Source organism: Kineosporia succinea (assembly GCF_030811555.1).
In the GTDB taxonomy this organism is placed as follows: Bacteria; Actinomycetota; Actinomycetes; order Actinomycetales; family Kineosporiaceae; genus Kineosporia; species Kineosporia succinea.
The window spans coordinates 6,079,151-6,102,431 of sequence record NZ_JAUSQZ010000001.1; the positions used below are offsets into that span (position 1 = coordinate 6,079,151).

The window sequence follows — 23,281 nt, forward strand, 5'->3', positions numbered from 1 at the left end:
GAAGAGCTCATGATCCTTAAAATGATTACGGGTCGCTTGTTTCGAGCACTCACGGTGAAGGCGGACCGTATCTGAAGGTGGGATTGAGAAGTCCTGGCCAGCGCCGCTGGCTCCGAGCAGAGTGGGTCTCGCGACACCACATCCCGGCAACGTCCACGCGGCGTCCGTCATGCTCGGTGAGCGCGGCGCCGAATTGCTGGTGCCGTGAACAACAATGCCGCAGTGACCTCTTCGGCGGCCACGCGCGCTTGAAGGCCCCTCAAGCGGGTCTTTCGTGCCCGGCAGCATGATCTGCGCCGGGCAAACGCCGGCGCACCACCCGTCTACCGAAAGACAGTGTCTTGCGAAACGTCATACTGCTCGGTGGTTTCTGGCACGGAAGCTGGTGCTGGAGCCTGGTCACGCCACATCTGGCGGCCCGTGGAATAGCCTCGGTCGCGGTGGACGGGCAAGGTCAAGGGCTGGGCGCACGCTCGCCGAAGGCCCGCTGGGCCCGGCCGTTCGACGCCGCGGCGTACGCCTCGGAGCCGTCCGGGGTCGCCTCCATCGACGTCGGCACGGCCGCCGGGGCCCTGATCGAGCAAATCCGCCGGATCGGGAGCGGTGACCCGTGCGTCGTGGTCGCTCACAGTGCCTACGGCGCCGTCGCGACCGAGGCCGCCGAGAGGGAGCCCAGCCTCTTCTCGCATCTGGTGTATGTCGCCGCCTTCGCACCCACCGCCGGCATGTCCGCCGCCGAGTACGTGGCCTCACCGCAGAACGAGGGCGAGACCGGAACTGCTCTCGGCCGGGGAAACCCGTTCGAGCTGGGGGCTTCACGGCTGGATCCGGCCGACGGGGAGCATCACGAGGCCTTCCGGACCGCCCTGTACGCCGATGTCGAGAAAGACGTCGCCGTGGCGGCCATCGGCCTGCTGAATCCCGACGCGCCGATGGGGTGGCGACCCAGGCCGTGACAGCGACCCGGGAACGCTTCGGGTCAGTACCCCACACCTACGTCGTCTGCACCCAGGACAACATGATCCGGCCGGCCCTGCAGCGTCGTTTCGTGCGGGAGATCGACGCTGTCTCACAGCACGCCACCAAGGTCGTCGACCTCGAGTCCTCGCACTCGCCCTTCCTGTCGCAGCCGGCTGTCCTGGCCGAAGCCATCGCGTCGGCCTGGTAGCCCGCTCGCTCGTCCCGCCGGCCACGCCCGAGGAACAGAGGGGCGTGGCCGGCGGGACATCGGATGCGTCGGCGATCGAGCTGGCCAGCGCGCAGCGAGCCCATTCCAGCCGTGCGTCACGAGTCGAGGATCATGAGCTGAACGGCGTTCACCGGGGTTGCTCGCCCCGTGGCAGGACGCCGCCGGAGCTGCCAATAGTGGTGTCGCGGGAGGCATCACAGCCGGGCGCCAGGACCGAAGCTGTCCGGCCGACGCCCAGGTTCACACGGTGGGGACGGTGCCGCCGTCGATGACGTACTCGGCGCCCACGATGGCCGCGGCGCGCTCGGACACGAGGAACCCGACGAGGTCGGCGATCTCCTCGGGCTGTGCGAACCGTCCCAGCGGGACCCCGCCGAGGGAGTCGTGGATCGTCTGCTTCGCGGCCTCGCGGGTGAGCCCGTTGCCGTCGGCGATGCGGTCCACGAACCGCTCGTAGGCCTCGGTCTCGATCCCGCCGGGGCTGATCGCGTTGACCCGCACGCCCCGGGGCGCGAGCTCGTTGGCCAGGCCCTTGCTGTAGGTGCGTAGCGCCGCCTTGGCCGCCGCGTACGCCAGGGAGGCGTCGTACTGCGGCAGCTCCCGCTGGATCGAGGTGAAGTGCAGCACCACGCCGGATCCCGACTCGAGCATGGCCGGCAGGAGCGCCCGGTCCAGGCGCACCGCGCCCAGGAGGTTCAGGTGCAGTTCGGTCAGCCACTGGTCCTCGGTGATGACCGCGAACCCACCCGACGGTGTCGAGGCGCCCCCGACGACGTGCACGAGAATGTCGAGCGGGCCGCCGGCCTCGGCGAGGCGACCCGCCACGAGCGCGGCGCCCTCGAGGGTCGAGGTGTCCGCCGCGATGAACCGGTCGGGGCGCTCGTACCCGGCGGGCATCGTCCGGGCGGTGGTCCACACGTCGGCGCCCATCTCCCGCAGGCGGGCGACGACGGCCCTGCCCGTCCCCTTCGACCCGCCCGTGACGAGGGCCCGGCGGCCGTCGAGGCGGTCCCGTTCGTTGCTGGACATGCTCTGTCTCTCTTCTCTGTGGCGATCAGCAGTGCCGGGACGGGCTCAGGCGTGGTTGGCGATGACCAGTTCGGCCACGAGGCCGCCGCGGAGTGTGAAGCGGTAGTCGAGCTCGGCGACGCCGCCCGGGAAGGTGCCCTCCAGGCGCAGGGTCACCACCCAGTGGTTGTCGTCGACGCGGTGGGCGCCGATCTGCTCGGTGGTGTACTCGAACTCGGAGCCGGCCTCGCGCAGGAACGTGTGCACCTCGTCGCGGCCCCGGAAGGTCTCGGCCTGGTCGACGACCACGATGTCCTCGGCGAGGAACGAGGAGGCCGTGTCGGCGTCGTGAACGGTGCTGGCCGCGAGGAAGTCGCGGACGGTGCTCGGGAGGGCGTCGGACCGGAGGTCGGTGTGATTCATGGTGCCACCGTGGAGCCTCGCGACGCGGGAGGGTCAAGCGCTGGACTCTCCCCCTGGGGGAGGCTTCACACTGGTCGCGTGCTGAGCATCGGGGAGTTCTCTCGACTGACCCACCTGAGTGTGCGGACCCTGCGTCGCTACCACGAGGCAGAGCTGCTGGAACCGGCCGTGGTGGCCGAAGACACCGGCTACCGCTATTACGCCGTCGAGCAGATCCCGGTCGCACAGGTCATCAACCGGCTCCGCGAGCTCGACGTCCCCCTGAGCGATGTGCAGGCGATCCTGCGCACGCCCGACCCCGGTGTCCGCGCGGGCCTGGTCGCGGATCACCTCGAACGTCTGGAGGCCCAGCTCGACCGCACCCGGTCCGCGGTCGCCTCGCTGCGCCGCCTGCTCCGGCCCGCCTCCACCCCGCTCGAGGTCGAGCTGCGCGCCGAGCCCGCCCGCACGGTCGCAGCGGTGACGGCCGAGGTCGGCCTCGACGACGTCGATGCCTGGTTCGCAGGCGCGATGGCCGAGCTGGAGATGGCCGTCGGCGCCGCGGCGACCGGCCCGCCCGGTGGCCACTACGACAACTCCCTGTTCGAGCAGGGGCGCGGTCAGGTGCTGCTGTACCTGCCGACGGCCGCGCCGCCGCGCACCGGGCGGGTGCAGGCCGCGACGCTGCCCGCCGCGGAACTGGCGGTGACCACCCACGTCGGCGAGCACGCCGGCGTCGACGTCACCTACGGCGAGCTCGGTACGTGGGTCGTGGCGAACGCGATGTCGGTGGCCGGGCCGGTGCGGGAGGTCTACCGCGTCGGGCCCCGGGACACGAGCGATCCGGCGGCCTGGCGCACCGAGATCGGATGGCCGGTGTTCCGCGTGACATCAGTCATGTGAACGGTTCTCAACCGAGACCGGTCTGTGCCCACGGCCGGAGGGTGCACTCGCCGTCGAGCCGACGATGAGCTGGACAGCACGGGGCCGGCTCGGGCACACGGCGGGACACGATGCCGGGGGGAGGCCCCCGGCGCCGGCAGGATCAACCGGAGCGGCTTCGGCCGGTGGACCGGTTCGAGGGTCAGACGCCGCGGCGCCGGGCGTCGATCGCGCCGATATGGGCTTCGGCCCATTCACGCAGCACCGAGATCGGCCCGTGCAGTGACATTCCCAGCGGGGTGAGCCGGTAGAACACCTTGGGCGGCACGCTGTCCTCCACCCGCCGCTGCACCAGGCCGTCCGCGGCCAGACGTTTCAGCTCCTGCGACAGCATCCGGTGCGAGATCCCGGGCATCGCACGTTCCAGCTCCGCGAACCGCAGCTCGGGCGACTCGGTCCGGGCGAGCACGGTGATGATCATCGCGACCCACTTGCTCCCGATCCGGTCGAGCAGCTCCCGGGTCGGGCACTGGGCGTCGAACAGGTCCCCACGACGGCGGGCGAGATCGTCGACGGCGGTTACCTCGGGATTACCAGGTGACGGCATAGTGCGTTCTTCCGGGATCAGAGGGAGTTCCGTACGGTCAGCAGGTAATCAAGAGTAACCACCTGGGAGCCGGCATGACCACGACCCGCACGATCCGGGCCAACGGCATCGCGCTGAACGTCGCCACCGCCGGGCAGGGCCCGGCCCTGCTCCTGCTGCACGGCTTTCCGCACACCTGGCAGATCTGGGAACCCGTCCTTGCGGCCCTGGCCCAACGGTTCACGGTGATCGCGCCCGACCTGCGCGGGCTGGGCGACTCCGAGCGTCCCGAGAGCGGGTACACGGCGATGGACGTGGTGCAGGACATGGTCGCCCTGCTGGACGTTCTGGAGGTCTCCGGTACGGACGTGGTCGGCATCGACCTGGGCACGCCACCGGCGTTCCTGCTGGCGGCGACCCACCCGGAACGGGTGCGCCGGCTCGTGGTGATGGAATCACTGATCGGCCCGCTGCCCGGGGCCGAGGACTTCCTGCGTGGGGGCCCGCCGTGGTGGTTCGGGTTCCACTCCGTCCCGGGTCTGGCCGAGAGCGCCCTGGCCGGGAACGAGGCGTCCTACCTCGACTTCTTCCTGCAGGCGGGCACTCTGGGCGACGGCGTCACCCCGGAGTTCAGGAAGGCCGTGCACACGGCCTACCGCGGCGGGCCGGCTCTGCGCGCGGCGTTCGAGCACTACCGGGCGTTCGCCGACAGCGGCCGGCAGATCGTGCGGGCGCTGGCCGCGTCACGGCTGCGGGTACCGACCCTGACGATCGGGGCGGCACCGGTCGGTGACGCCACCTACCGGCAGCTCGAGCCGGTCACGGACACGCTCTCCGGGGTCGTCCTCGACAACTGCGGGCACATCATCCCGCAGCACCGGCCGGAGCTCCTGCTCGAGGCCCTGAACGGCTTCCTGGTCTGAGCGGGCCGACCTCGGCGAGGAAAGAGCCCACGCGTACACCGGGACACGGTGTCGATCCCCGGGGAAGCCGGTTTCCCGGAAGTGCGCTCGGCACAGTGCATCACAGTGCGTACGCGAGCGATCACGCGGGAGTTGTGCCCGGTGAACGGGGCGGAACGCGAGGAATCGCCCTCGGGGGCGTGGAGATCATTACATTCTGGTTCCGCCCGGTGCCCGAGCGACCGGACGAATGGCACCATGCCGGGATGCCCGCCCCGTTCTCGCCGCTCCCGGGCGACCCCGACCAGGTCGCCGGTTACCAGATCGCCGGACGTCTCGGTTCCGGGGGCCAGGGTGTCGTGTACCTCGGTATCGCCCCCTCCGGCGAGCGGGCCGCCGTCAAGATGCTCCGCTTCCACGACGAGGACTCGCACGCGCAGTTCGCCAAGGAGGTCGCCAGCGCCCGGCGGGTGGCCCCGTTCTGCACCGCGCAGCTGCTCGACTACGACCTCGACGTGGCCGCGCCCTACGTGATCAGCGAGTTCATCGAAGGGCGCTCGCTGCAGCAGTTCGTGGCCGAGCGGGGCCCGCTCTCCGGGCCCCGCCTGCAGCGCCTGGCGATCGGCACCGTGACCGCGCTGGCCGCGATCCACGAGGCGGGCGTCGTGCACCGCGACCTGAAGCCGGCGAACGTGATGATGGCGCCCGACGGCCCGAGGGTGATCGACTTCGGCATCGCCCGCGACCTGTCGACGCTGACCACCCGTACCGGGCAGATGGCCGGCACCCCGTCGTACATGTCGCCGGAGCAGGTGAACGGCGATCGGGTGGGCCCGGCGAGCGACCTGTTCTCGTGGGCGTCGGTGATCGTGTTCGCGGCCACCGGCCGGTCGCCGTTCGACGCCGGGTCCGCGGTGGCCAGCATCATCCGAGTCGCGAACCACGAGCCCGACCTCACGGGCCTGCCGGCCGAGCTGGTGCCGGTGCTGCACCAGTGTTTCAGCAAGGAGCCCGGCAGCCGCCCGAGCGCCCAGCAGGTGCTGACGATGCTGCTCGGGCGGTCCGTGCGGGCCGACCGGCCCACGGCCGTCCTCGAGGCCGGGAGCCAGTTCGCCGCGGCCGGAGGGGATTCCGCGTCCGCGCCTGCGGCTCGGGACGAGGCGGGCGACGCCCCGACGTGGGCCCGGCGCGGGCCGGTGGTCGGCCCGGCGACGGACCCCCGGAACCAGCCCCGGCCGACCCGGAAGCTGCGGGTCGCGGGGATGATCGGTGTGCCCGCCCTGCTGGTGGCCGGTATCGGTATCGGCATCGCGCTGGACACCGGCGGTACCTCGGACGCCGACCCCGCGAGCCCGGCCCCCGAGCCCTCCGTCAGCGCGACCGGCAGCGCGACCGGCAGCGCCGTCGGGCAGACGGCCGCGGGCACCCTGCCCTCGACGCTGGCGGGCACCTGGACGGGCACGGTGAACCAGAGCTCGTCGTCCGTCGACGACTGGCAGTGGCAGATCGAGCTCGACCTCGCGGCCGGACGACGCACGGCGGGCACCATGAAGTCCAGCGATCTCGGGTGCACGTCGCACGTGACGGTGATCGGGACCACCGACGACACCGCGCACCTGCGGGCACCGGTGACGCCGGCGAACGACCCGCAGGGCGTCTGCTCGCCGCTCGGCCTGATCACGCTCGAGGTGGACAACGCCGCGGGCACCGCGGACCTCTTCTGGCAGGACACCGAGGACCCGACCAACGTCGGTGAGGCCAAGCTGACCCGGGTCGGCGGCTGAGCGCCGCTCCCGCGTTCAGCTCCCGCCGCGCACCATGCCGTGCTGGGCGGCGGTGTGCACGTCGCGGAAGTACCGCTGCAGAGGGCTGCTCATCATCGCCGCTGCCGTCCCGTTCGCGGCGTACACCAGGTCGGTGGCCCGGGTCGCGTGGCCCGCGGCCGTGACGACGGCGAGTTCCTGATCGGCCTCGCTCCCGTTCGCGAAGGCCTCCAGCAGGAAGGCCCGCCCGGAACCGTGCAGCCCCCGGGCCTGGTCGGAGCCCCCGAAGTCCTCGATCGCCGCCCGGGCGACACCCAGCATGACCGCGGCCACGCCGAATCCCAGGGCCGACCGGCCGTACCGGGACAGGGTTCCCGAACCGCGCGCCGGGCCGGTCGGGTCGAAAACCCGTTCCGTGGGGACGAACACGTCGCTCGCGCTGAAGTCGTGACTGCCGGTGCCCCGCAGGCCCAGCGCGTCCCAGGTGCGGTGGATCGTGACCTCCCCGGCCCGCATCAGGAAGCAGCGGAATCCTTCCGCCGTGTGGGCGCCACCCACGATCCAGGTCGCGTGCAGGCAACCGCTCGCCAGCGACCACCGGCCCGTGACGCGGTAACCGCCCTCGACCGCCCGGGCCTCACCCCGCGGGGAGCCGACGCCGGCCATCACCAGGTTCGGGTCGCTCAGCAGGCTCGCCGCGGTCTCGGGCGGCAGGTAGGTCAGGGCCGTGCCGGTGATCGCCCCGATCATCGCGCACCACCCGGTCGAGGCGTCGGCCCGGCCGATCTCCTCCAGCACCGCCACCATCTCACCGGCGCTCGACGGTGTCCCGCCCGGGACGGCGAGCCTGAACACCCCGGCCTCGGCCAGGCTTTCGATGACCGGGGCGGGGATCTCGCCGTCGGCCTCGACGCGGTCGGCGGTTGCCCGGATCTGGGGAGTGAGTTTCTGGACCCGGTCGAGCAGCGTCATGACATTCCCTCGTCTGGTGTGGCTCCTGCCGCCAGCATCGTAGGAGGCGAAAACGGACGCCGCGAAACGAGGAACGCCCGGGACCGGGCCAGGAGGGTCCCGTCCCGGGACCCCTGATCGGCGATGAACACGACACCGGGGGCCCACGGTGGACGCGCCGGTCCGGTGGGAACCCCGGGTACCCGTCGGTCGGTGCCCGGCTCCGGGAGGGGCACCGACGCGTCCATCGTTCTCTGCAGCCCCCGCCGGCCGGCCAAGACGCCACGTGTCCCGTTTCGGGCCTTCGGCCCGCTAGGATCCCGGGGCGATGCGTGCTCGGGTGTGGTTCCGGATCCACGGGCGGATGTTCTCGGCCGGGTGGCGTCGTGGTTCCACCTACCGGGCGGCGGCCCTGGGCGGGCTGGTCGCCAACGCCGTCTTCGGCTTCCTGAAGGCCAGCGTTCTCGTGGCCGCGGTGAGGGCCGGCGGCGGTGACATCGGGGGCTACGACGCCACCGCGATCGTCGCGTACACCTGGCTCGGCCAGGCCCTCCTGGGATCCGTGAACCTCAACGGCCGCAGCGATCTCGCCACCCGCATGAAAGACGGCAGCATCGCCGTCGACCTCCTGCGACCGGTCGACCTGCAGACCGCCACCACCGCCCAGGACCTCGGCCGGGCCCTGTTCTCGCTGCTGCCGCGCGGCGTGCCGCTGATCGCGCTCGGCGTGCTGGCCGGCGGCATGCGCCTGCCCCTCGACCCGCTGATCCTCGCGCTGGGCGCGTTCAGCGTCGTGGCGGGCACGACCCTGTCGTACCTCGTCGTGTATCTCGTGGCGGTGGCCGGGTTCTGGATCGTGGAGACGCGCGGTCTGCAGACCGCGTACATGATCGTCTCCGGTTTCCTGGCCGGGCTGTTCGTGCCGGTGACGCTCTTTCCCGGCTGGCTGCTCACCCTGGCCCGGGCCACGCCGTTCCCCTCGATGCTGCAGACCCCGATCGACGTGCTGTCCGGGCGCCTGACCGGCGCCGAGTCCGCGCAGGCCGTGCTCGTGCAGCTGGCCTGGATCACCGGAGTCCTCGTCGTGGGACAGGTCGTCACCGGGGCCGGGCGGCGCCGCCTGGAGGTGCAGGGTGGCTGAGCACTCGCGCCTGCGTCCCTACCGGGTGCTGCTGGGGGCCCGGGTGCGCGCCCAGAGCAGCTACCGCGCCAGCTTCGGCCTCGACCTGCTCACCTCGCTGCTCATCGGTCTCGTGGAACTCGCCGAGGTCTGGGTGCTCTACCGGTCGGTCGACGGCATCGGCGGCCTCGACCTGACGGCCGCCCTGCTCGTGTTCGGCCTGGCCGACACCGCTTTCAGCATCGCCGACCTCGTCGTCGGGCACCTCGACACCCTGCCCCAGTACCTGCGGGCCGGAACCTTCGACGTCTTCTGCCTGCGCCCCCAGCCCCTCCTGGCCCAGCTCGTCACCAGCGACATCAGCCTGCGGCGCCTGACCCGCGTCGCGGTCGGCATCACCGTGCTGACCGGCGCCCTGATCACCGCCGACGTCCCCCTCACCCCCGAGAACGCCCTGCTCCTGCTGCTGGCCCTCGTCGCCGGAACCCTCATCTGCGCAGGCATCTTCGTCGCGGCCGCCGGAGCCCAGTTCTTCCTCGTCGACGCGTCCGAGATGACCAACGCCATCGTCTACGGCGGGCGCTACGCCTCCACCCATCCCGCGGCGGTCTGGAGCAGGCCCCTCGTCGCCCTGTTCGGATTCGGCGTCCCCATGGCCTTCGCCGGCTACCTGCCCACCCTCACCCTGCTCGACCTGCCCACCCCCTGGAACCTGCCCGGCTGGGCCGGCTGGCTGGCACCCCTGGCCGCCCTCTGGACAGCCGTCGTCGCCGGGCTCTCGTGGCGGCTCGGCACCCGGCACTACCAAGGAGGCGGCGGCTGATGCCCACCGACGGACCCATCATCCGCACCGAAGCCCTCACCCGCCGCTTCCGCGTGCGCAGCAAGGGATTCCGCAGCCACGAGGTCACCGCCGTCGAAGACCTGACCCTCAGCATCGGGGCCGGGGAGTCCGTCGGCTACATCGGCGCCAACGGCGCGGGCAAGTCCACCACCATCAAGATGCTCGCCGGGATCCTCACGCCCACCTCCGGCACCGCCATCACCTGCGGCCTGAAGCCCGTCGCCCAGCGCCGCGCCCTCGCCCGCCGCCTCGGCGTCGTCTTCGGGCAGCGCTCGCAACTGTGGTGGGACCTGCCCCTGGCCGAGTCGTTCCGCATCCTGGCCGCCATCCACGACCTGCGCGCCGACCGGGAACGCGAGCGCACCGCCGAACTCGTCGAGAACATGGAACTGGCCGAATTCCTGGCCACCCCGGTACGGCAGCTGTCCCTCGGCCAGCGCATGCGGGGGGAGGTTGCCGCAGCCCTGCTGCACTCGCCGGAACTGCTGATCCTCGACGAGCCGACGATCGGCCTGGACGTCGTCAGCAAACAGCGCCTGCGTGAGTTCCTCCTGGCCGAACGCGCCTCGCACGGAACGACCCTGCTGCTGACCACGCACGACATGGGCGACGTCAGCCGGCTGTGCGAGCGCATCCTGCTGGTCGATCACGGCCGCCTGGCCTACGACGGGAGCCTGGCCGGGCTCTCGAAGACCGTCGCCATGCGCCGCGTGCTCGTCGTGGATCTCGCCGCCCCGACCCCCGACCTGCACGACCTGCCCCACGCCGAGCACCTGGGCAGCGAGGCCGACGGCCTGCGCCAGCGGCTGGCCTTCGACCCCGAGGCCACGACCGCCGCGGCCCTGCTGGCGGCCGTGTCGCAGCAGGCGGTGGTGCGGGACCTGTCGGTGGAGGAACCCGACGTCGAGGACGTCGTGCGACGCGTCTACCTCAGTCGCGGCCGGTAGCGGCGCGCCGAAAGGGAAGCTGCCCGGCACGAGGCTGATCGTGGCCGGCTGAACGACCGGCCCGGCGGGAGGTGTGAGCCGCCGGGCCCCGTGGTCAGCGCCGCGTGGAGCTGGTCAGCTTCCAGATCAGCGGCAGCAGCAGGGCGGCGAGCCCGGCCTTGACCAGGCCGCCCGGGACGAACGGGTAGAGCCCACCCTCGAGGGTGGCCTGCAGGTCGTGCGGAAGGCCCAGGCGCGCCAGCGAGAACGCCAGCCAGGGCAGACCGACCACGAACGGCACCACGCTGGCCAGGAGCTGCGCCGCCAGACCGGTGGAAACCCGCCGGTCCCAGCGTCGTTCGGCCAGAGCACCGATCAGCCAGGCCGCGAACACGAACCCGATGACGTACCCGAAGCTCGGCGCGGTGAGCATGCCCGGGCCGCCCTTCCCGTCGGCGAAGACCGGGGCCCCGGCCAGGCCCACGGCCGCGTACACAACGAGGGACAGCGCACCCCGGCGAGCGCCCAGCGCGCTGCCGACCAGCAGCACCGCCAGGGTCTGACCGGTGACGGGCACCGGCCACAGCGGAACGGTGACCTGCGCGGACAGCGCGACCAGCGCCGTGCCGGCCGCGACGAGCACCGCGTTCAGGGCGAGCGGGTGCACCGAGGGCAGCGTGAGCCGGTCGGCCAGGACGTGCCGGGACGGGAGACTTTCCGGGGTGATCGAGGACATGACGGGAACCCTAGGTCCCGCCCGATCACGCTCTGAAGGCGCGACCGCGACCAAGATCGGGTCCCGGACTTGGCGGGAAGCTCCAACGGGAGCGCCCGGCACCGGTCCCGGGGCCCACGGGCGTCACCGGTTCTCACCCTGCTGCGCGGCCGCGATGATCAGCAGCGACCGAGCGATGTGGCTGCTCTCCAGCAGGTCCCACGTCGCCGCGGCCGTACCGGCGTCGTCGCCGTTGCCGTCCAGCTCCGCGTTGTTCGTGGCGATCGCGCGCAACGCGGACTCGGCACTGGTGACACCGGCCCGCATCGACCAGTCCCCGAACAGGCGCACGGGGCGCTCGCCGCGGTGCAGCACCTGAAGATCGAAGTGCAGTTCGTCCCGGCTGATGCGCTCGTACGTCTGCTCCAGGGCAACGGGGTCGGGACCCTCCAGGAGCTGGACGAAGAAGACGGACCCGGTCGCGGCGTCGTGGATCTGCAGCAACATGCCGGTGATGCCCGCCTGCGTGTTGCGGGTGCGGCTCGCCCCCAGAAACGTCTCCATCTCCTCGGGGGCAAGATCTACGACACCGCGGCTGCGGTAGAGGAGCTCATGCACCGGAGTCCTTTCGGTCGTCCACGGCCGGGCGGGGACCTGCGGGTGCGAGCGTACCCACGTCCGGCCGGCAACGCCCGGGCACCGACGCCGATCGGAGGCGGTTCCCGCCCGGCTCGGGCCGGGCACGGACGCCGCCTCCGAGGGTTCGTGCCCGGAGTATCAGGCTTCGTAGAGATTCAGGTACAGATCGGCGACCTCAGCACGGTTGCCCAGCAGCACTTCCGGCGCGACGACGTCGTGGATCAGCCCGGCGTCCGGCGGGAACCGGTGAATCTGCGGCTCGACCCCGCTCGCCGCGGCAACCCGCTCGCAGACCGCCAGCGCGGCCGCCGGATCGATGAACCCGTCCAGCGCCGAGTAGGCGACGCCGACACCCAGAAGCCCGGGATTGAGCCGGCCCGGAGGCTGGTTGGCCATCACCCGCAGGTACTGGGCCACTCCGTGCAACGTGTAGCCGGTGCCCGGCACGGGCCGGTCGGGCAGCACGCCGAGGCCGAACAGCAGCGTCAGTGCGGGCACCGCCCAGCGCGGCGCCTGGGTGGGGTGCGGCCGGAAGAACGGCGCCAGCAGCAGAAGGCGACGCACGGACGCGGGCCGGTACGCGCTCAGCCACGTCGCCAGCGCACCCCCTCCCGAGAACCCGATGACCCCCACCTCGTCACCCAGCCCGGCAACCACGTCCAGAGCCTCGTCCGCGTACCGCACCAGGCCCGCGGCCGACAGCGGCCGCGATCCCGGGCGCAGGCCGTGATGCGGCTCCCGGGGCGCGTAGACGTTGTACCCGCGCTCGTGAAAGTGCCCGGCCAGGTGGGCGAAGGAGTGCGGAGATCCGGCGTAGCCGTGCAGCATCAGCACGGCCCGGCCGGTGCGCCCCGGGTGAGTGAGCAGCCGGGTGCGGTACTCCGGCTCGACCTGCGGATCGTCCTCGTCCTGGCGCACCGCGCGCTCACCCGCCGCCCGGGCCTCGGCGAACGACAGGTCGCGGGCGAGCGTGGTCCGCAGGGACCGGCTGCGCAGGGGAAGGGCCGCGAGCCGGCCGGTGATGAGGGACAGGGCTTCGGCCGACCGGGACGTCACAGGATGTCTACGGCCTGTACCCCGTCGAGGGTTCAGCCGTCGTCAGCGAATAGTCCGGCAGGTCAATGTTCTCGGCGGACCGGTCCATCCACGCCATCAGCGGCCTGAACAGCGGGGACACCGTGAAAAAGGCATGACGGCCGCGCATTCCCAGCGAGGTGCGCGGATCCAGCAGACGGCCCGCGTTGATCTGCCGCGAGACCTTCGCGTAGCCGGCGAACCGCGACTGGTAGCGGGCGTAGGCCGCGCGATGGTCGCCGTCCGCCCGCCGCAGTTCACCCGCCAGCGCGCAGTCCGGTAGGCCCTGCGCAGCACACGGCGCTGCTGCCCCACGTCGTCCCGGTCGAAAGCGAGCTGCTCGGAGGCGAAGACGAAGAAGACCGGCGCCTTCACCCCCATGACACCGACCATGCGTCCCGGCTCGTTGTACATCGCCCCGGCGATGTCGGTGTCCACGTCCATGTCGACCAGGGCGTAGTAGTAACCGAGGTGCGTCACGTAGTCGGACTCCGGGCCGAACGCCAGAGAACGCACCCGGGAATGGATTCCGTCGGCTCCCACCACCAGGTCGAACGTACGGGGCGGCCCGCTCACGAAGGTCACCTCGACGCCGTCAGGGGTTTCGACGAGGGACGCGACGGAGTCGCCGAAGATGTACTCGCACGTCCCGGAGGTGCGGTCGTAGAGCAACTGGGCCAGCTCGCCGCGCACGATCTCGAGTTCACCGGCACTGAGCTCGGCCGGCACCACGGCGACCTTGCGGCCGGCGGCGTTGATCGAGGGACGACCGGGACCTACCGGATGGCGGGGCTCCGTCGTTCGACGAGGGTCACGTCCCGCCAGATGCCGTGGTGGCGGCCGATGCGCTCGCGGGTGCCGATGCTGCGGAACCCGAGACGGTGGTGCAGTTTCAGGCTGACGGTGTTCTCGGGGAAGATCCCGGACTGGATGGTCCAGATGCCGGCCGCCTCGGTGGAGGCGATCAGTGCCCGCAGCAGTGCGGTGGCGATACCGCGGCCTCGCGTCTCGGGAGCCACGTAGACGGAGTGCTCGATCACGCCCGCGTAGACGCAGCGCCCGGAGACCGGGACGGCCGCAACCCAGCCAAGCACGACGCCCTCGTCCAGGGCGACGAAGCGATGCTCGGTGAGCTTCGCTTCGTCGAAGGTCTCCCAGTCGGGGGCGGTGGTCTCGAAGGTGGCGTTGCCCTCGTCGATGCCGGCCTGGTAGATCCTGAGCACGGGCTCGGCGTGCTCGGGCGTCATGGGAACGATCACGAGCGGCGACCTTTCGGGATCGGCGGGCCCCGGCGGGGCGGCGAGGGTCAGCGGGTGAAGTCGAGGGCGTGGGCGATCTGCCGCAGCCGCCCGGGCACGAGCGTGTAATAGGCCCACACGCCACGTTTCTCGCGGGTCAGGAGACCGGCGTCCACCAGGATCTTCAGGTGGTGAGAGACCGTCGGCTGCGACAACCCGACCGGTTCGGTCAGGTCGCACACGCACGCCTCGCCGCCCTCGTGCGCGGCCACCAGCGACAGCAGCCGCAGGCGGGTCGGCTCGGCCAGCGCCTTCAGCAGGCCGGCGAGCCGCTCGGCCTCCTCGACGGTGCCGATCGGCCCGGGAGAAGGCGGAGGGCAGCACGTCGCGCCCTCGGCCTCGTCCCGTGCGTCGCTGCCGGTGGGGGTCACATCCAGGTGCACGTTCGCCATGGCACCAGTCTGCCCAAGGCATTGACGGATGTCGATGCCTGGTTGACGATCAGACATCGACAAGCATCTATATCTGGTGGGGGAGTGGTCATCATGACGGACACGGCCAACGACAGGGCAGCCCAGGTCCGGGAGCAGGTCCGTATCCGGTACGCGGCCGCCGCGGTCCCTGTGACCAGCACCGACGCGGACCCGACGTCGTGCTGCGGCCCGGACGCCGCAGCCGACGCGCCGGCCCCGGACGGCTCGTTCGGCGCGGGTCTGTACGCCGCCGACGAGGTCGCCGGCCTGCCCGCCGAGGCCCTGGCCGCATCGGCGGGCTGCGGCAACCCGATGGCGGTCGCGTCCCTGCGGCCGGGAGACCGGGTGCTGGACCTGGGCTCGGGCGGCGGGATCGACGTGCTGCTCTCGGCCCGGCGCGTCGGCCCGACCGGGCGGGTGTTCGGGCTGGACATGACCGAGGAGATGCTCGCTGCGGCCCGCGCCAACGCCGCCCGGGCCGCAGCGACGAACGTGGAGTTCCTCAAGGGCCAGATCGAGGCCGTTCCGCTGCCGGCCGCCTCGATCGACGTGGTGATCAGCAACTGCGTGGTGAACCTGTCCACCGACAAGAACGCCGTCCTGGCCGAGATGTTCCGGGTCCTGGTGCCCGGCGGGCGGATCGGCATCAGCGACGTCGTGGCGGAAGACCACATCAGCCCGGCCGAACGGGCCGAGCGCGGCAGCTATGTCGGCTGCATCGCCGGAGCCCTGTCCCGCAGCGAGTACCTCGAGGGCCTGGCCGCGGCCGGATTCACCGATGTGGAGGTCGAGTTCACCCACGAGGCCGTCCCGGGCCTGCACGGCGCGATCATCCGCGCCACCCGGCCCACCGGCGCTCCTGAAGCCTCCTGAACGAACTCCCGACCTGAAAACCCAGCTGCCGGACGCGCAGCGGCGCGGTCAGGCGTCCCGAACCGCCACCCGGGTCGTGGCGTAGAGCCGGAACCGCCCGTCAGAACCCTGGTCCAGGAACGAGACCTGGCCCGCGGCCTGGCCTCCGTCGCCGATCACGGCGAAGGCGTCGCCGTTGAGAGGGCGCAGCTCGCGCCGGGCGGTGGACGCGGTGGTCCCGGCGAGGAGCGCCATGCTCACGGTCTCGTTCCGCGGGGTGTCCGTCACCCACAGGCGCCCGTCGTCGTCCTGGGTGACCTCGAAGTGGTTCTGCCGGTTGCGGTAGCGGCCCACGAACGCCTCGGGGGTGCTGACCCGCGTCCCCTCGCCGGGGACGGGCACCGTCGTGGGCGGCGCGATGCCGGCCAGGTCGGCGAACAGCGGATCCAGCAGGTCACGGGCGACCCTGCCTCCGGCGTCGGCATTGGTCAGCACCGCGGCGGCCAGGTCGTGCTCCGGGGCGATGCGCAGAACGGAGGCCACGCCCGGGGCGCCGCCACCGTGTTCGGCGATGCCGGCGCGGGGGAGCCACCAGGCCAGGCCCTGGTGGACGGGGGCGGGCGCGTCCTGGCGGTGCTGCAGGTGCGGCTGGAGCATGAGCATGGTGGACGCGTCGGTCAGCACCGAGGGATTCCTGCCGTCGAGCAGGAACAGTCGGCCCAGGCGGACGAGATCACGCGCGGACAGGGAGAACTGGGCACCCGCCGCCGGATTCGACAGCGGCATGAGGTCCCACGCACGGCTCGGGCGCAGCGGCTGCCCGGGGGCGGGGGAGACGTGCCCGATCGCGGTGCTGAAGGCCAGGGCCTGGCCGGCGGTGAAGGCCAGTTCGTGGATGCCGAGGGGCTCGGCGAGGTGGGTCCGGAGGGCCTGCTCCCAGGTGGTGCCGCGCAGCACCTCGACCAGACGGCCGAGCGTGCCGAAACCGGCGTTGCAGTAGGAGAACCGTTCACCCGGAGCACTGTGCTGGGAGGCCTGGGTGACCAGGTCGTCCACGAACCGTTCCAGCGCGTCCGTGCCCGTGGTGGTCGGCTGCCACAGATCACCCTCGAAACCGCCGGTGTGGGTGAGGAGATGGCGGACCGTGATCTTCGCACCGGCGGCCGGGTCGGCGGTGCGGAAGCCGGGAACGTACGTCTGGACGGGCTCGTCGAGGCGCACGAGGCCCTCGTCGACGAGCTGCATCACCAGGGTGGCGGTGAAAAGCTTCGTGATGGACTGGATCTGGAACAGCGCGTCCGGCGTCACGGGGACCCGTGTGCCGGTGTTGATCACCCCGGCGGACACCTCGAAGGTGTGCGAGCGCCAGGTGACGGCCACCGACGCGCCGGGTACCCCGTGGAGGCTGAGAAGACGCGGCAGTTCCGTCTGCAGGTGGCCGTGAAGGTCGTGCTCTGTGCTCGTCACCGATCCGACGCTACTTCGAGGGACGGTCACCCGGCAACGTCGCCTGGCCTGTCCCCTGTCGGATCGTTCGGATCCGGGCCCGGGTCCCCGGCCGCCGGAGCCGATCAGAACCGGGCCACGGCCCGGTCGAAGGCCCCGGGGGCGTCGACCCGACTTTCCCGGTCAGTTGGCGTTCTCCCACGCGAGGACGCCGTCGGTCACCACCGGCACCGCTCGCATCAGGGGGAGTGGGGTGAGGTCGCGGACGGAGGTGGTGACGTCGGACAGGAACGGCACCAGTCCGGGGGAGACGACCGGGTCCTCGTCGGCGTCCACCTTGTCCCAGTAGCGCACACAGCCCTGCAGCGGGCCGGGACGCTGGTCGACGAACAGGCCCCCGCCGGAACCGTTCTCGGCGATGAGGACGTACTCGTCCATCCAGGTGCCCATGGTCTGACCGGCGGTGCGGGCCTCGTCGGAGGTCAGGTCCACGTCGGAGGTCAGGTTCCAGATCTCGTGGATCATCTCGGTGTTGTCGATGGCCCGGTCCAGGTTCAGGAGCCCGCACCGGGGCAGGGGCGACCCGTGGTAGGCGGGGGTGCAGCCGCCGTGCAGGCCGAACCAGGTCACCAGCTCCGGCAGCAGCGGGCTCGGCAGCACCTGATCGGCGGTCTCGAGGTCGAGCGGGCCCGGGGCGAGGATCGAGGCGTGGGTCGCGGGCGCCTGGGCCCGGAGCACGTCGAGATAGTCCGTCCAGGCCTGGGTGAGCTCAGTCATGCCCGAATGGTCCCAGATGGGAGGGGCCCGCGGCACAGTATCGTTACGGCATGACGAGAGTTGCGGTAATCAGCGGCGCCAGTAGCGGTATCGGTGCGGCCACGGCCCGTGGTCTGGCCGCGGCCGGCTACGAGGTGGTGCTCCTGGCCCGCCGGGAGGAGCGTCTGAAGGAGCTGTGCGACCAGATCGGCCCGCAGGCCCGGTATCACGTGCTCGACGTCACCGACGCCGACGCGGTCACGGCCTTCGCGGGCACGGTCGAGCAATGCGACGTGCTGGTCAACAACGCCGGCGGGGCGGTCGGCGCCGACCCTGTGCTGAGCGCGGACCCGGCCGCCTGGCGGGCCATGTACGAGGTCAATGTCATCGGGCCGCTGCAGCTCACGCAGGCGCTGGCCCCGAAGATGAAGCACACCGACGACGCGGTCATCGTGGTGCTCACCTCCACCGCCGCCGACGTGCTGTACGAGGGCGGCGGCGGGTACACGGCCGCCAAGCACGGCGAGCACGCCCTGGCGGGCACGCTGCGCCTGGAACTGTGCGGTGAGCCGGTGCGCGTCATCGAGATCCAGCCGGGAATGGTCGCGACGCCGGAGTTCTCGCTCAACCGCTTCGGTGGTGACCAGGCCAAGGCCGACGCGGTGTACGCGGGGGTGGCGGAGCCGCTGACCGCCGAGGACGTGGCCGACACCATCGTCTGGTCGATCACCCGGCCGCGACACGTGAACGTTGACCTGATGGTGCTGCGCCCTCGCGCGCAGGCGGCCCAGCACAAGGTGCACCGCGTGACGCAGTAGGTGTGGGGTGCCCGGCCCTACCGGCCCCGGCACCGGCATCCGCCGACGAGGTGTGCTCGTAGATCCTTCTAGTGCGCGAGCACCCCGCCGTCCACGTACAGGTCGTGGCCGTTCATGGCCCCGTTGCGCAGGAGGAAGTCGGTGGCGTCGGCGACCTCGTCCATCGTGATGAGCCGGCCGATGGGGGTCTTCGCGACCATGTGGCCGAGGTCGGTGCCCTCCCAGCGTGGGCTGTTGCCGACCAGGGCCGGATGCAGCGCGTTGATGCGGTGCGGGGCGAGCTCGACGGCGAGGGTCTTGATCAGGCCGGTGACGGCGCTGTTGAAGGTCGTGATGACGGTCGAGCCCGGGTAGGGACGCTCCTTGGCCAGGCCACCGAACACGACCACGGAGGCCTCGGGGGAGAAGCGGTCGCGCAGGGCCCGGATCGCCTCGGTGTAGCCCACGAGCTTCGTGGTCACGGCGGTGACCGCCTCGTCGATGTTGAAGTCCTGCAGCGTGTTCGGTTTCTGGAACGCGCCGGTGACGACCAGATGGTCGACGCGTTCGATCGCCGCCAGTGACCCGGCGATGGTGGACGGACGGGCGAGGTCGACGGCGATACCGGTGACGTCGGCGCCCATCTCCTTCGCGACCGCCTCGGCCCGGGCCGCGTCGCGCCCGGCGATGATCACCGTGTTGCCGCGGTCGGCGTGGCGCTGGGCCATGAACCGGCCCAGGCCGGCGGTGCCACCGATGAAGACCGACGTGCTCATAGAGTTCCCCAATCCAGTTGCTGACCAAGTGGTCATTAAGACTGTAGCCCTCTTATTGACCACTTGGTAATCTGGGTCCGTGAACCGTCGTCCTCAGCGCCGTGACCCCGAGGGGCACCGCCTCGCCATCCTGGCCGCGGCCCGGGAGTGCTTCGGCGAGAAGGGGTTCGCCCGCGCCACGGTGCGTGACATCGCCGCCCGGGCCGGGGTCACCCACGGTCTGGTGCTGCGGCAGTTCGGCACCAAGGAGCAGCTGTTCCTGACCGCGGTCCCGGGGCACCGCGAGCTCGACGCGACGGTGTCGGGTGATCGCGAGAGCCTGCCCGAGCGGGTGGCCCACGCCTTCGTCGAGCGCATGGAGCGCGACGCGGCCGGCGATCCGCTGGTCGTCCTGCTGCGCAGTGCCGCCTCCGACCAGAAGGTGGCCGCCGGCCTGCTCGAGGCGATGGCCTCCAACAGCATCGAGGCCTACGGTGAGGTGCTGGGGGACGCGGTGGACGACATCCCCGCCCGGGTCGCCCTGGTCGGCGCCCAGATGATCGGGGTCACCTTCACCCGGTACATCGCGCCCACCGGGGTGCTGGCCGAGATGCCGGCCGACGACCTGGCCCGGCATCTCAGCCGTGTCCTGCGGCAGATCCTGTTCGCGGACTGACGAACAGGGTGACGGATCAGATCTTCGTGGCGCCGTGGTCGAGGGTCAGCTGTGCACCGGTCATCGTCCGGGAGTCGTCACTGGCCAGGAACAGCACGCCGTTCGCGATGTCCTCGGGCTCGGAGATCGGCGGGTCGAACAGGATCTGGCCCATCGCGTTCGCGTAGGAAGGGTTGTCCGCGAACACCTTCTGGCCGTCCGCGCCCATGGCGCCCATCGGCGTCCGGACGCCCCACGGATGGATGCTGTTGACCCGGATCCGGTAGGGGGCCAGCTCCAGCGCCGCCGTCTTCACCAGCCCGACCACCCCGGCCTTCGCCGCGCTGTAGTGCGCCTGGCCGGGCAGCGACTTGATGCCGGCCACCGAGCTCGTCGCGATGATCGAACCGCCGTTGCCCGCCTGGATCATCGCCGGGGTGGCGGCCCGCAGGGTGTTGAAGACGCCGGTCAGGTTGATGTCGATCATGTCCTGCCAGCGCCGCGGGTCCATCTCCCAGAAACGGCCCCAGGTGACGATTCCCGCGTTGGCGACCACCACGTCCAGACGCCCGAGCTGCGAAACCCCCTCCCGCACCAGTGACTCCAGCGCGCCCAGATCGCGTACGTCGGCGACCGCGTGAACCACCCGGCGGTCGAGTTTCTCGACCTGAGCCACGGTTTCGGCGAGCTCTGCGGGCGTGGCGGGCTCGTAGTCGGTCTCGGTGGGGGAGGCACAGATGTCGGTCAGGATGAGGTCGGCCCCCTCCTGGGCGAGTTTCAGCGCCTCGGCGCGGCCCTGGCCGCGCGCGGCTCCGGTGATGAAGGCGACTCTGCCCTGCAGCTTGCTCATGACGGGCCTTTCGATGATGAGGGACGCGGGGGTCCGGGTCCCGGGCCCGCGTCGGCTTTCGTCGGCAGAGTACAACGAGATGTCAGATTCTGACAGGGCGACATCATCTGACATTCGAGTGTCGGTAGGGTGGCGGCATGACGACGAGCTCGGCCCCGGGAAGACCACCACTGGGGCAACGCCGCCGCCAGGCGACCCTCCTGGAGCTGTCCGACACCGCCGCCGAGCTGTTCGTCGGCCAGGGCGTCGCCGCCACGACCGTCCAGCAGATCGCCGACCGCGCCGGCGTCTCGGCCCGCACGTTCCACCGCTACTTCCCGTCCAAGGCCGACGCGCTCGCGCCGGCCGTCCGCGAAGGACTGATGCGCTACCTGGCCCGGGTGGAGGCGCTGCCGATCGGCTCCCCGCTGATCCCCGGCCTCTGCGATGCGCTGGAACAGTCCCTCGCCGAACGGCGCACCCTCCTGGACATCGACGTCGTCCGCCTCGTGGTCGGCACACCGGAACTGACACCGGCCTGGCTGCGCGCCCACGAAGACTGCGCGGTGGCTCTGGTCCCGATCCTGGCCCGGCATCTCGCCCCCGGCACCGACCCGGTCGAGCTGCGGTACGCCGCGGCCGGCGTCGTCACGGCCAACCGCCTGGGGGTCGAGGCGTGGATCGCGGAAGGTGGCCCGGTGCGGGCGTTTCTCGAGCGCTGCCTGCATCTGCTGGCCCGCGGGGTCCTGCCGGGAGCGGCGACGACGTGACGGACCCGGACCTGCCCACCCTCGCCGCGGAGCACTCACCCTCGGCGAAGCCGACGGCCGCAGTACCGATCTGCGCGGCAGGCCGCCGCTGAAAGGCGACGGCACTGTCCTGCTCTCGAACGGTCACGTGCACGACGGGTTCCTCGCCCTGGTGGCCGGTGCGTCGTCACGGTCGTGAAAGCCTGCCCCCGTGAAGGGGTCCGACGTCCGGGGCTCGGACAGTAACTGACGGACGTCTTCCAGACAAGGGCCTTTGGGGCAGCACGCTTTCGGGCAGTCAACCGTGGCAGAAGTGATGTCATGACCGAAATCTCCCGGAGGGCGGTTCAGGCATGCACAGCTTTGCTTCGACGGCGGATCTCACGGTGGCCCAGGTGATGGTGGCGATCGCCGCCATGCTCCTGACCGGTGCCCTGCTGGCCCGCGCGGCCCGGCGACTCGGGCAACCCCCGGTGCTCGGCGAGATCGCGGCCGGCATCGTGCTGGGCCCGAGCCTGCTCGGCCTGCTGCCCGGCGACCTGACCGAACGGCTCTTCCCGGCCTCGATCCGCCCGAGCCTGTCCGTGGTGGCCAACATCGGCCTGCTGCTGTTCATGTTCCTCATCGGCTGGTCGTTCAACAAGAAGCTGCTGGCGGGCCGCGCGGCCACGGCCGGTGCGGTGTCGGCGTTCTCGGTCGTGGTCGCCTTCGGGCTCGGGGCCGCGCTCGCCCTGGTGCTGTACCGCCATCACGACCAGGTCGGCGGCCTCCCGGTCGACCGCACCGGCTTCGTCCTGTTCCTCGGGGCGGCGATGGCGATCACGGCCTTTCCCGTCCTGGCCCGCATCCTTCGTGACTCGGGGCTGATGCGCACCCGGGTCGGCGCGCTGGCCCTGGTGAGCGCGGCGGTGGACGACGTGATCGCCTGGTGCCTGCTGGCCTGTGTCTCGGCGATCGTGTCGGCGCGGGGGCAGGGCGACCTGCTGGTGATCCTGGCCCTGTCGGCCGGGTACCTGACGTTCATGCTCGTCGTCGTGCGTCCTCTGCTGGCCCGCGTGGTCGGCCGCCTGGGCACGCCGGAGCGTCTGGTCCACCTGCTCCCGGTCCTGGCCGGAGGCGTCCTCCTCTCGTCGTTCGCCACCACCTGGATCGGGATCCACGCCATCTTCGGGGCTTTCGTCTTCGGGTTCGTCATGCCCCGCCCCGCCGCCGACACGAGTGACGCGCTGCCCCTGCGCTCCCAGCTCGAGGGCATCTCGGCGGTCCTGCTGCCCGTCTTCTTCATCGTCACCGGCCTGAACGTCGACATCGCCGGGCTCACCGCGCGCAACTACCTCGAGCTGGCCGCGATCCTGCTCGTCGCGATCGCCGGGAAGTTCGTCGGGGCCTGCGTGCCGGCCCGGGCCGGCGGGATGCCCTGGCGGGACGTGGCGACCCTCGGGGTGCTGATGAACACCCGAGGCCTGACCGAGCTGATCATCCTGAACGCCGGTGTGCAGCTCGGGGTTCTGGACAACCAGATGTTCACCATGATGGTGGTCATGGCGCTGGTGACGACCGGGATGGCCGGTCCTCTGCTGTCGCTCCTGGCCGGTCGTGGTCAGGACCGGCCCGCCGCACCGGAGCTCGTGGACACCGGGCGACCGCGGGCCTGAGCATCCCAGAAGTCGCCGTGACGACGTCGGCACGGTGACCATCGGAGGTGAGCGCAGTGACACGACGGGGGAGCC

The 23,281-nt window shown here is 71.4% G+C and carries 25 protein-coding genes and 1 pseudogene; 12 read left to right on the top strand and 14 right to left on the bottom strand.

From position 1 onward, the window contains the following. The first annotated feature begins 341 nt into the window (after nt 1-341). Nucleotides 342-1,168 (top strand): annotated as a pseudogene (locus tag J2S57_RS26825) (alpha/beta fold hydrolase). Nucleotides 1,169-1,429: 261 nt separating this feature from the next. Here J2S57_RS26825 and J2S57_RS26835 read toward each other — a convergent pair. Next, a complete protein-coding gene (locus tag J2S57_RS26835) occupies nt 1,430-2,218 on the bottom strand; it encodes an SDR family oxidoreductase (RefSeq protein WP_307247968.1) in 789 nt (262 codons plus the stop codon). A 45-nt stretch (nt 2,219-2,263) separates the two neighbouring features. After that, nucleotides 2,264-2,620, bottom strand: a complete 357-nt coding sequence (locus tag J2S57_RS26840; protein WP_307247969.1) for a nuclear transport factor 2 family protein — start codon at nt 2,618-2,620, stop codon at nt 2,264-2,266. Nucleotides 2,621-2,698: 78 nt separating this feature from the next. Here J2S57_RS26840 and J2S57_RS26845 point away from each other — a divergent pair, with 78 nt between their 5' ends. Next, nucleotides 2,699-3,502, top strand: coding sequence for a MerR family transcriptional regulator (locus tag J2S57_RS26845; RefSeq protein ID WP_307247971.1), 804 nt, complete (start codon nt 2,699-2,701; stop codon nt 3,500-3,502). A gap of 181 nt (nt 3,503-3,683) precedes the next feature. Here the strand turns inward: J2S57_RS26845 and J2S57_RS26850 are convergent, their stop codons facing one another. Further along, entirely contained in the window at nt 3,684-4,088 is a 405-nt protein-coding gene (locus J2S57_RS26850; protein ID WP_307247973.1) for a winged helix-turn-helix transcriptional regulator, read from the bottom strand. A 74-nt stretch (nt 4,089-4,162) separates the two neighbouring features. Between J2S57_RS26850 and J2S57_RS26855 the strand changes: the two genes are divergently transcribed. After that, the gene (locus tag J2S57_RS26855) at nt 4,163-4,990 is read left to right on the top strand and encodes an alpha/beta fold hydrolase (protein ID WP_307247976.1); all 828 of its coding nucleotides are present in this window, start codon (nt 4,163-4,165) and stop codon (nt 4,988-4,990) included. A 245-nt stretch (nt 4,991-5,235) separates the two neighbouring features. Then, nucleotides 5,236-6,753, top strand: coding sequence for a serine/threonine-protein kinase (locus tag J2S57_RS26860; RefSeq protein ID WP_307247977.1), 1,518 nt, complete (start codon nt 5,236-5,238; stop codon nt 6,751-6,753). A 15-nt stretch (nt 6,754-6,768) separates the two neighbouring features. Here the strand turns inward: J2S57_RS26860 and J2S57_RS26865 are convergent, their stop codons facing one another. Beyond that, nucleotides 6,769-7,704: an acyl-CoA dehydrogenase family protein gene (locus J2S57_RS26865; RefSeq protein WP_307247979.1), complete on the bottom strand. Its 936-nt coding sequence runs from the start codon at nt 7,702-7,704 to the stop codon at nt 6,769-6,771. 307 nt (nt 7,705-8,011) lie between these two features. Between J2S57_RS26865 and J2S57_RS26870 the strand changes: the two genes are divergently transcribed. From J2S57_RS26870 to J2S57_RS26880, 3 genes are read left to right on the top strand one after another with little or no spacing between them, the layout of a single operon-like run. Further along, nucleotides 8,012-8,824: an ABC transporter permease gene (locus tag J2S57_RS26870; protein WP_307247981.1), complete on the top strand. Its 813-nt coding sequence runs from the start codon at nt 8,012-8,014 to the stop codon at nt 8,822-8,824. After that, on the top strand, nt 8,817-9,626 hold the full coding sequence (locus J2S57_RS26875; RefSeq protein ID WP_307247984.1) for an ABC transporter permease: 810 nt from the start codon (nt 8,817-8,819) through the stop codon (nt 9,624-9,626). The genes J2S57_RS26870 and J2S57_RS26875 overlap by 8 nt, the downstream gene beginning before the upstream one ends. Next, nucleotides 9,626-10,594, top strand: coding sequence for an ABC transporter ATP-binding protein (locus J2S57_RS26880; RefSeq protein ID WP_307247985.1), 969 nt, complete (start codon nt 9,626-9,628; stop codon nt 10,592-10,594). Before J2S57_RS26875 ends, J2S57_RS26880 begins: the two co-directional genes overlap by 1 nt. A gap of 94 nt (nt 10,595-10,688) precedes the next feature. Here the strand turns inward: J2S57_RS26880 and J2S57_RS26885 are convergent, their stop codons facing one another. The 6 genes from J2S57_RS26885 to J2S57_RS26910 all read right to left on the bottom strand — a co-directional run bounded on the left by J2S57_RS26885 (nt 10,689) and on the right by J2S57_RS26910 (nt 14,691). Beyond that, on the bottom strand, nt 10,689-11,309 hold the full coding sequence (locus J2S57_RS26885) for a biotin transporter BioY (protein WP_307247987.1): 621 nt from the start codon (nt 11,307-11,309) through the stop codon (nt 10,689-10,691). A gap of 123 nt (nt 11,310-11,432) precedes the next feature. Then, nucleotides 11,433-11,906, bottom strand: coding sequence for a BLUF domain-containing protein (locus J2S57_RS26890; protein WP_307247989.1), 474 nt, complete (start codon nt 11,904-11,906; stop codon nt 11,433-11,435). 159 nt (nt 11,907-12,065) lie between these two features. Continuing rightward, entirely contained in the window at nt 12,066-12,983 is a 918-nt protein-coding gene (locus J2S57_RS26895) for an alpha/beta hydrolase (protein ID WP_307247991.1), read from the bottom strand. 96 nt (nt 12,984-13,079) lie between these two features. Continuing rightward, nucleotides 13,080-13,730 (bottom strand): Rossmann-fold NAD(P)-binding domain-containing protein, encoded by a 651-nt coding sequence (locus J2S57_RS26900; protein WP_307247993.1) that lies wholly within the window; start codon nt 13,728-13,730, stop codon nt 13,080-13,082. Nucleotides 13,731-13,777: 47 nt separating this feature from the next. After that, nucleotides 13,778-14,260, bottom strand: coding sequence for a GNAT family N-acetyltransferase (locus J2S57_RS26905; protein ID WP_307247995.1), 483 nt, complete (start codon nt 14,258-14,260; stop codon nt 13,778-13,780). Nucleotides 14,261-14,307: 47 nt separating this feature from the next. After that, nucleotides 14,308-14,691 carry an ArsR/SmtB family transcription factor gene (locus J2S57_RS26910; RefSeq protein ID WP_307247997.1) on the bottom strand — a complete coding sequence of 128 codons (384 nt, stop codon included), beginning with the start codon at nt 14,689-14,691 and terminating at the stop codon, nt 14,308-14,310. A 93-nt stretch (nt 14,692-14,784) separates the two neighbouring features. Between J2S57_RS26910 and arsM the strand changes: the two genes are divergently transcribed. Further along, nucleotides 14,785-15,585, top strand: coding sequence for an arsenite methyltransferase (gene arsM / locus J2S57_RS26915; RefSeq protein WP_307247999.1), 801 nt, complete (start codon nt 14,785-14,787; stop codon nt 15,583-15,585). Nucleotides 15,586-15,633: 48 nt separating this feature from the next. Here the strand turns inward: arsM and J2S57_RS26920 are convergent, their stop codons facing one another. Then, on the bottom strand, nt 15,634-17,031 hold the full coding sequence (locus J2S57_RS26920) for a serine hydrolase domain-containing protein (RefSeq protein ID WP_307248000.1): 1,398 nt from the start codon (nt 17,029-17,031) through the stop codon (nt 15,634-15,636). Between the two features lie 162 nt (nt 17,032-17,193). Further along, complete coding sequence (locus J2S57_RS26925; RefSeq protein WP_307248002.1) at nt 17,194-17,787, bottom strand: SMI1/KNR4 family protein; 594 nt, start codon at nt 17,785-17,787, stop codon at nt 17,194-17,196. A gap of 50 nt (nt 17,788-17,837) precedes the next feature. On the opposite strand from J2S57_RS26925, the gene J2S57_RS26930 reads away from it, so the two are divergent. Next, nucleotides 17,838-18,584, top strand: a complete 747-nt coding sequence (locus tag J2S57_RS26930; RefSeq protein WP_307248004.1) for an SDR family oxidoreductase — start codon at nt 17,838-17,840, stop codon at nt 18,582-18,584. Between the two features lie 68 nt (nt 18,585-18,652). Here the strand turns inward: J2S57_RS26930 and J2S57_RS26935 are convergent, their stop codons facing one another. After that, entirely contained in the window at nt 18,653-19,339 is a 687-nt protein-coding gene (locus J2S57_RS26935; RefSeq protein WP_307248006.1) for an SDR family oxidoreductase, read from the bottom strand. 79 nt (nt 19,340-19,418) lie between these two features. Here J2S57_RS26935 and J2S57_RS26940 point away from each other — a divergent pair, with 79 nt between their 5' ends. After that, on the top strand, nt 19,419-19,994 hold the full coding sequence (locus tag J2S57_RS26940) for a TetR/AcrR family transcriptional regulator (RefSeq protein WP_307248008.1): 576 nt from the start codon (nt 19,419-19,421) through the stop codon (nt 19,992-19,994). Between the two features lie 16 nt (nt 19,995-20,010). On the opposite strand, the gene J2S57_RS26945 is transcribed toward J2S57_RS26940, so the two are convergent. After that, a complete protein-coding gene (locus tag J2S57_RS26945; RefSeq protein ID WP_307248010.1) occupies nt 20,011-20,823 on the bottom strand; it encodes a mycofactocin-coupled SDR family oxidoreductase in 813 nt (270 codons plus the stop codon). Nucleotides 20,824-20,960: 137 nt separating this feature from the next. On the opposite strand from J2S57_RS26945, the gene J2S57_RS26950 reads away from it, so the two are divergent. Together J2S57_RS26950 and J2S57_RS26955 are read left to right on the top strand one after the other, a co-directional pair. Further along, complete coding sequence (locus J2S57_RS26950; protein ID WP_307248013.1) at nt 20,961-21,572, top strand: TetR/AcrR family transcriptional regulator; 612 nt, start codon at nt 20,961-20,963, stop codon at nt 21,570-21,572. Between the two features lie 332 nt (nt 21,573-21,904). After that, nucleotides 21,905-23,206, top strand: coding sequence for a cation:proton antiporter domain-containing protein (locus J2S57_RS26955; RefSeq protein ID WP_307248016.1), 1,302 nt, complete (start codon nt 21,905-21,907; stop codon nt 23,204-23,206). The last annotated feature ends 75 nt before the right edge of the window (nt 23,207-23,281 follow it).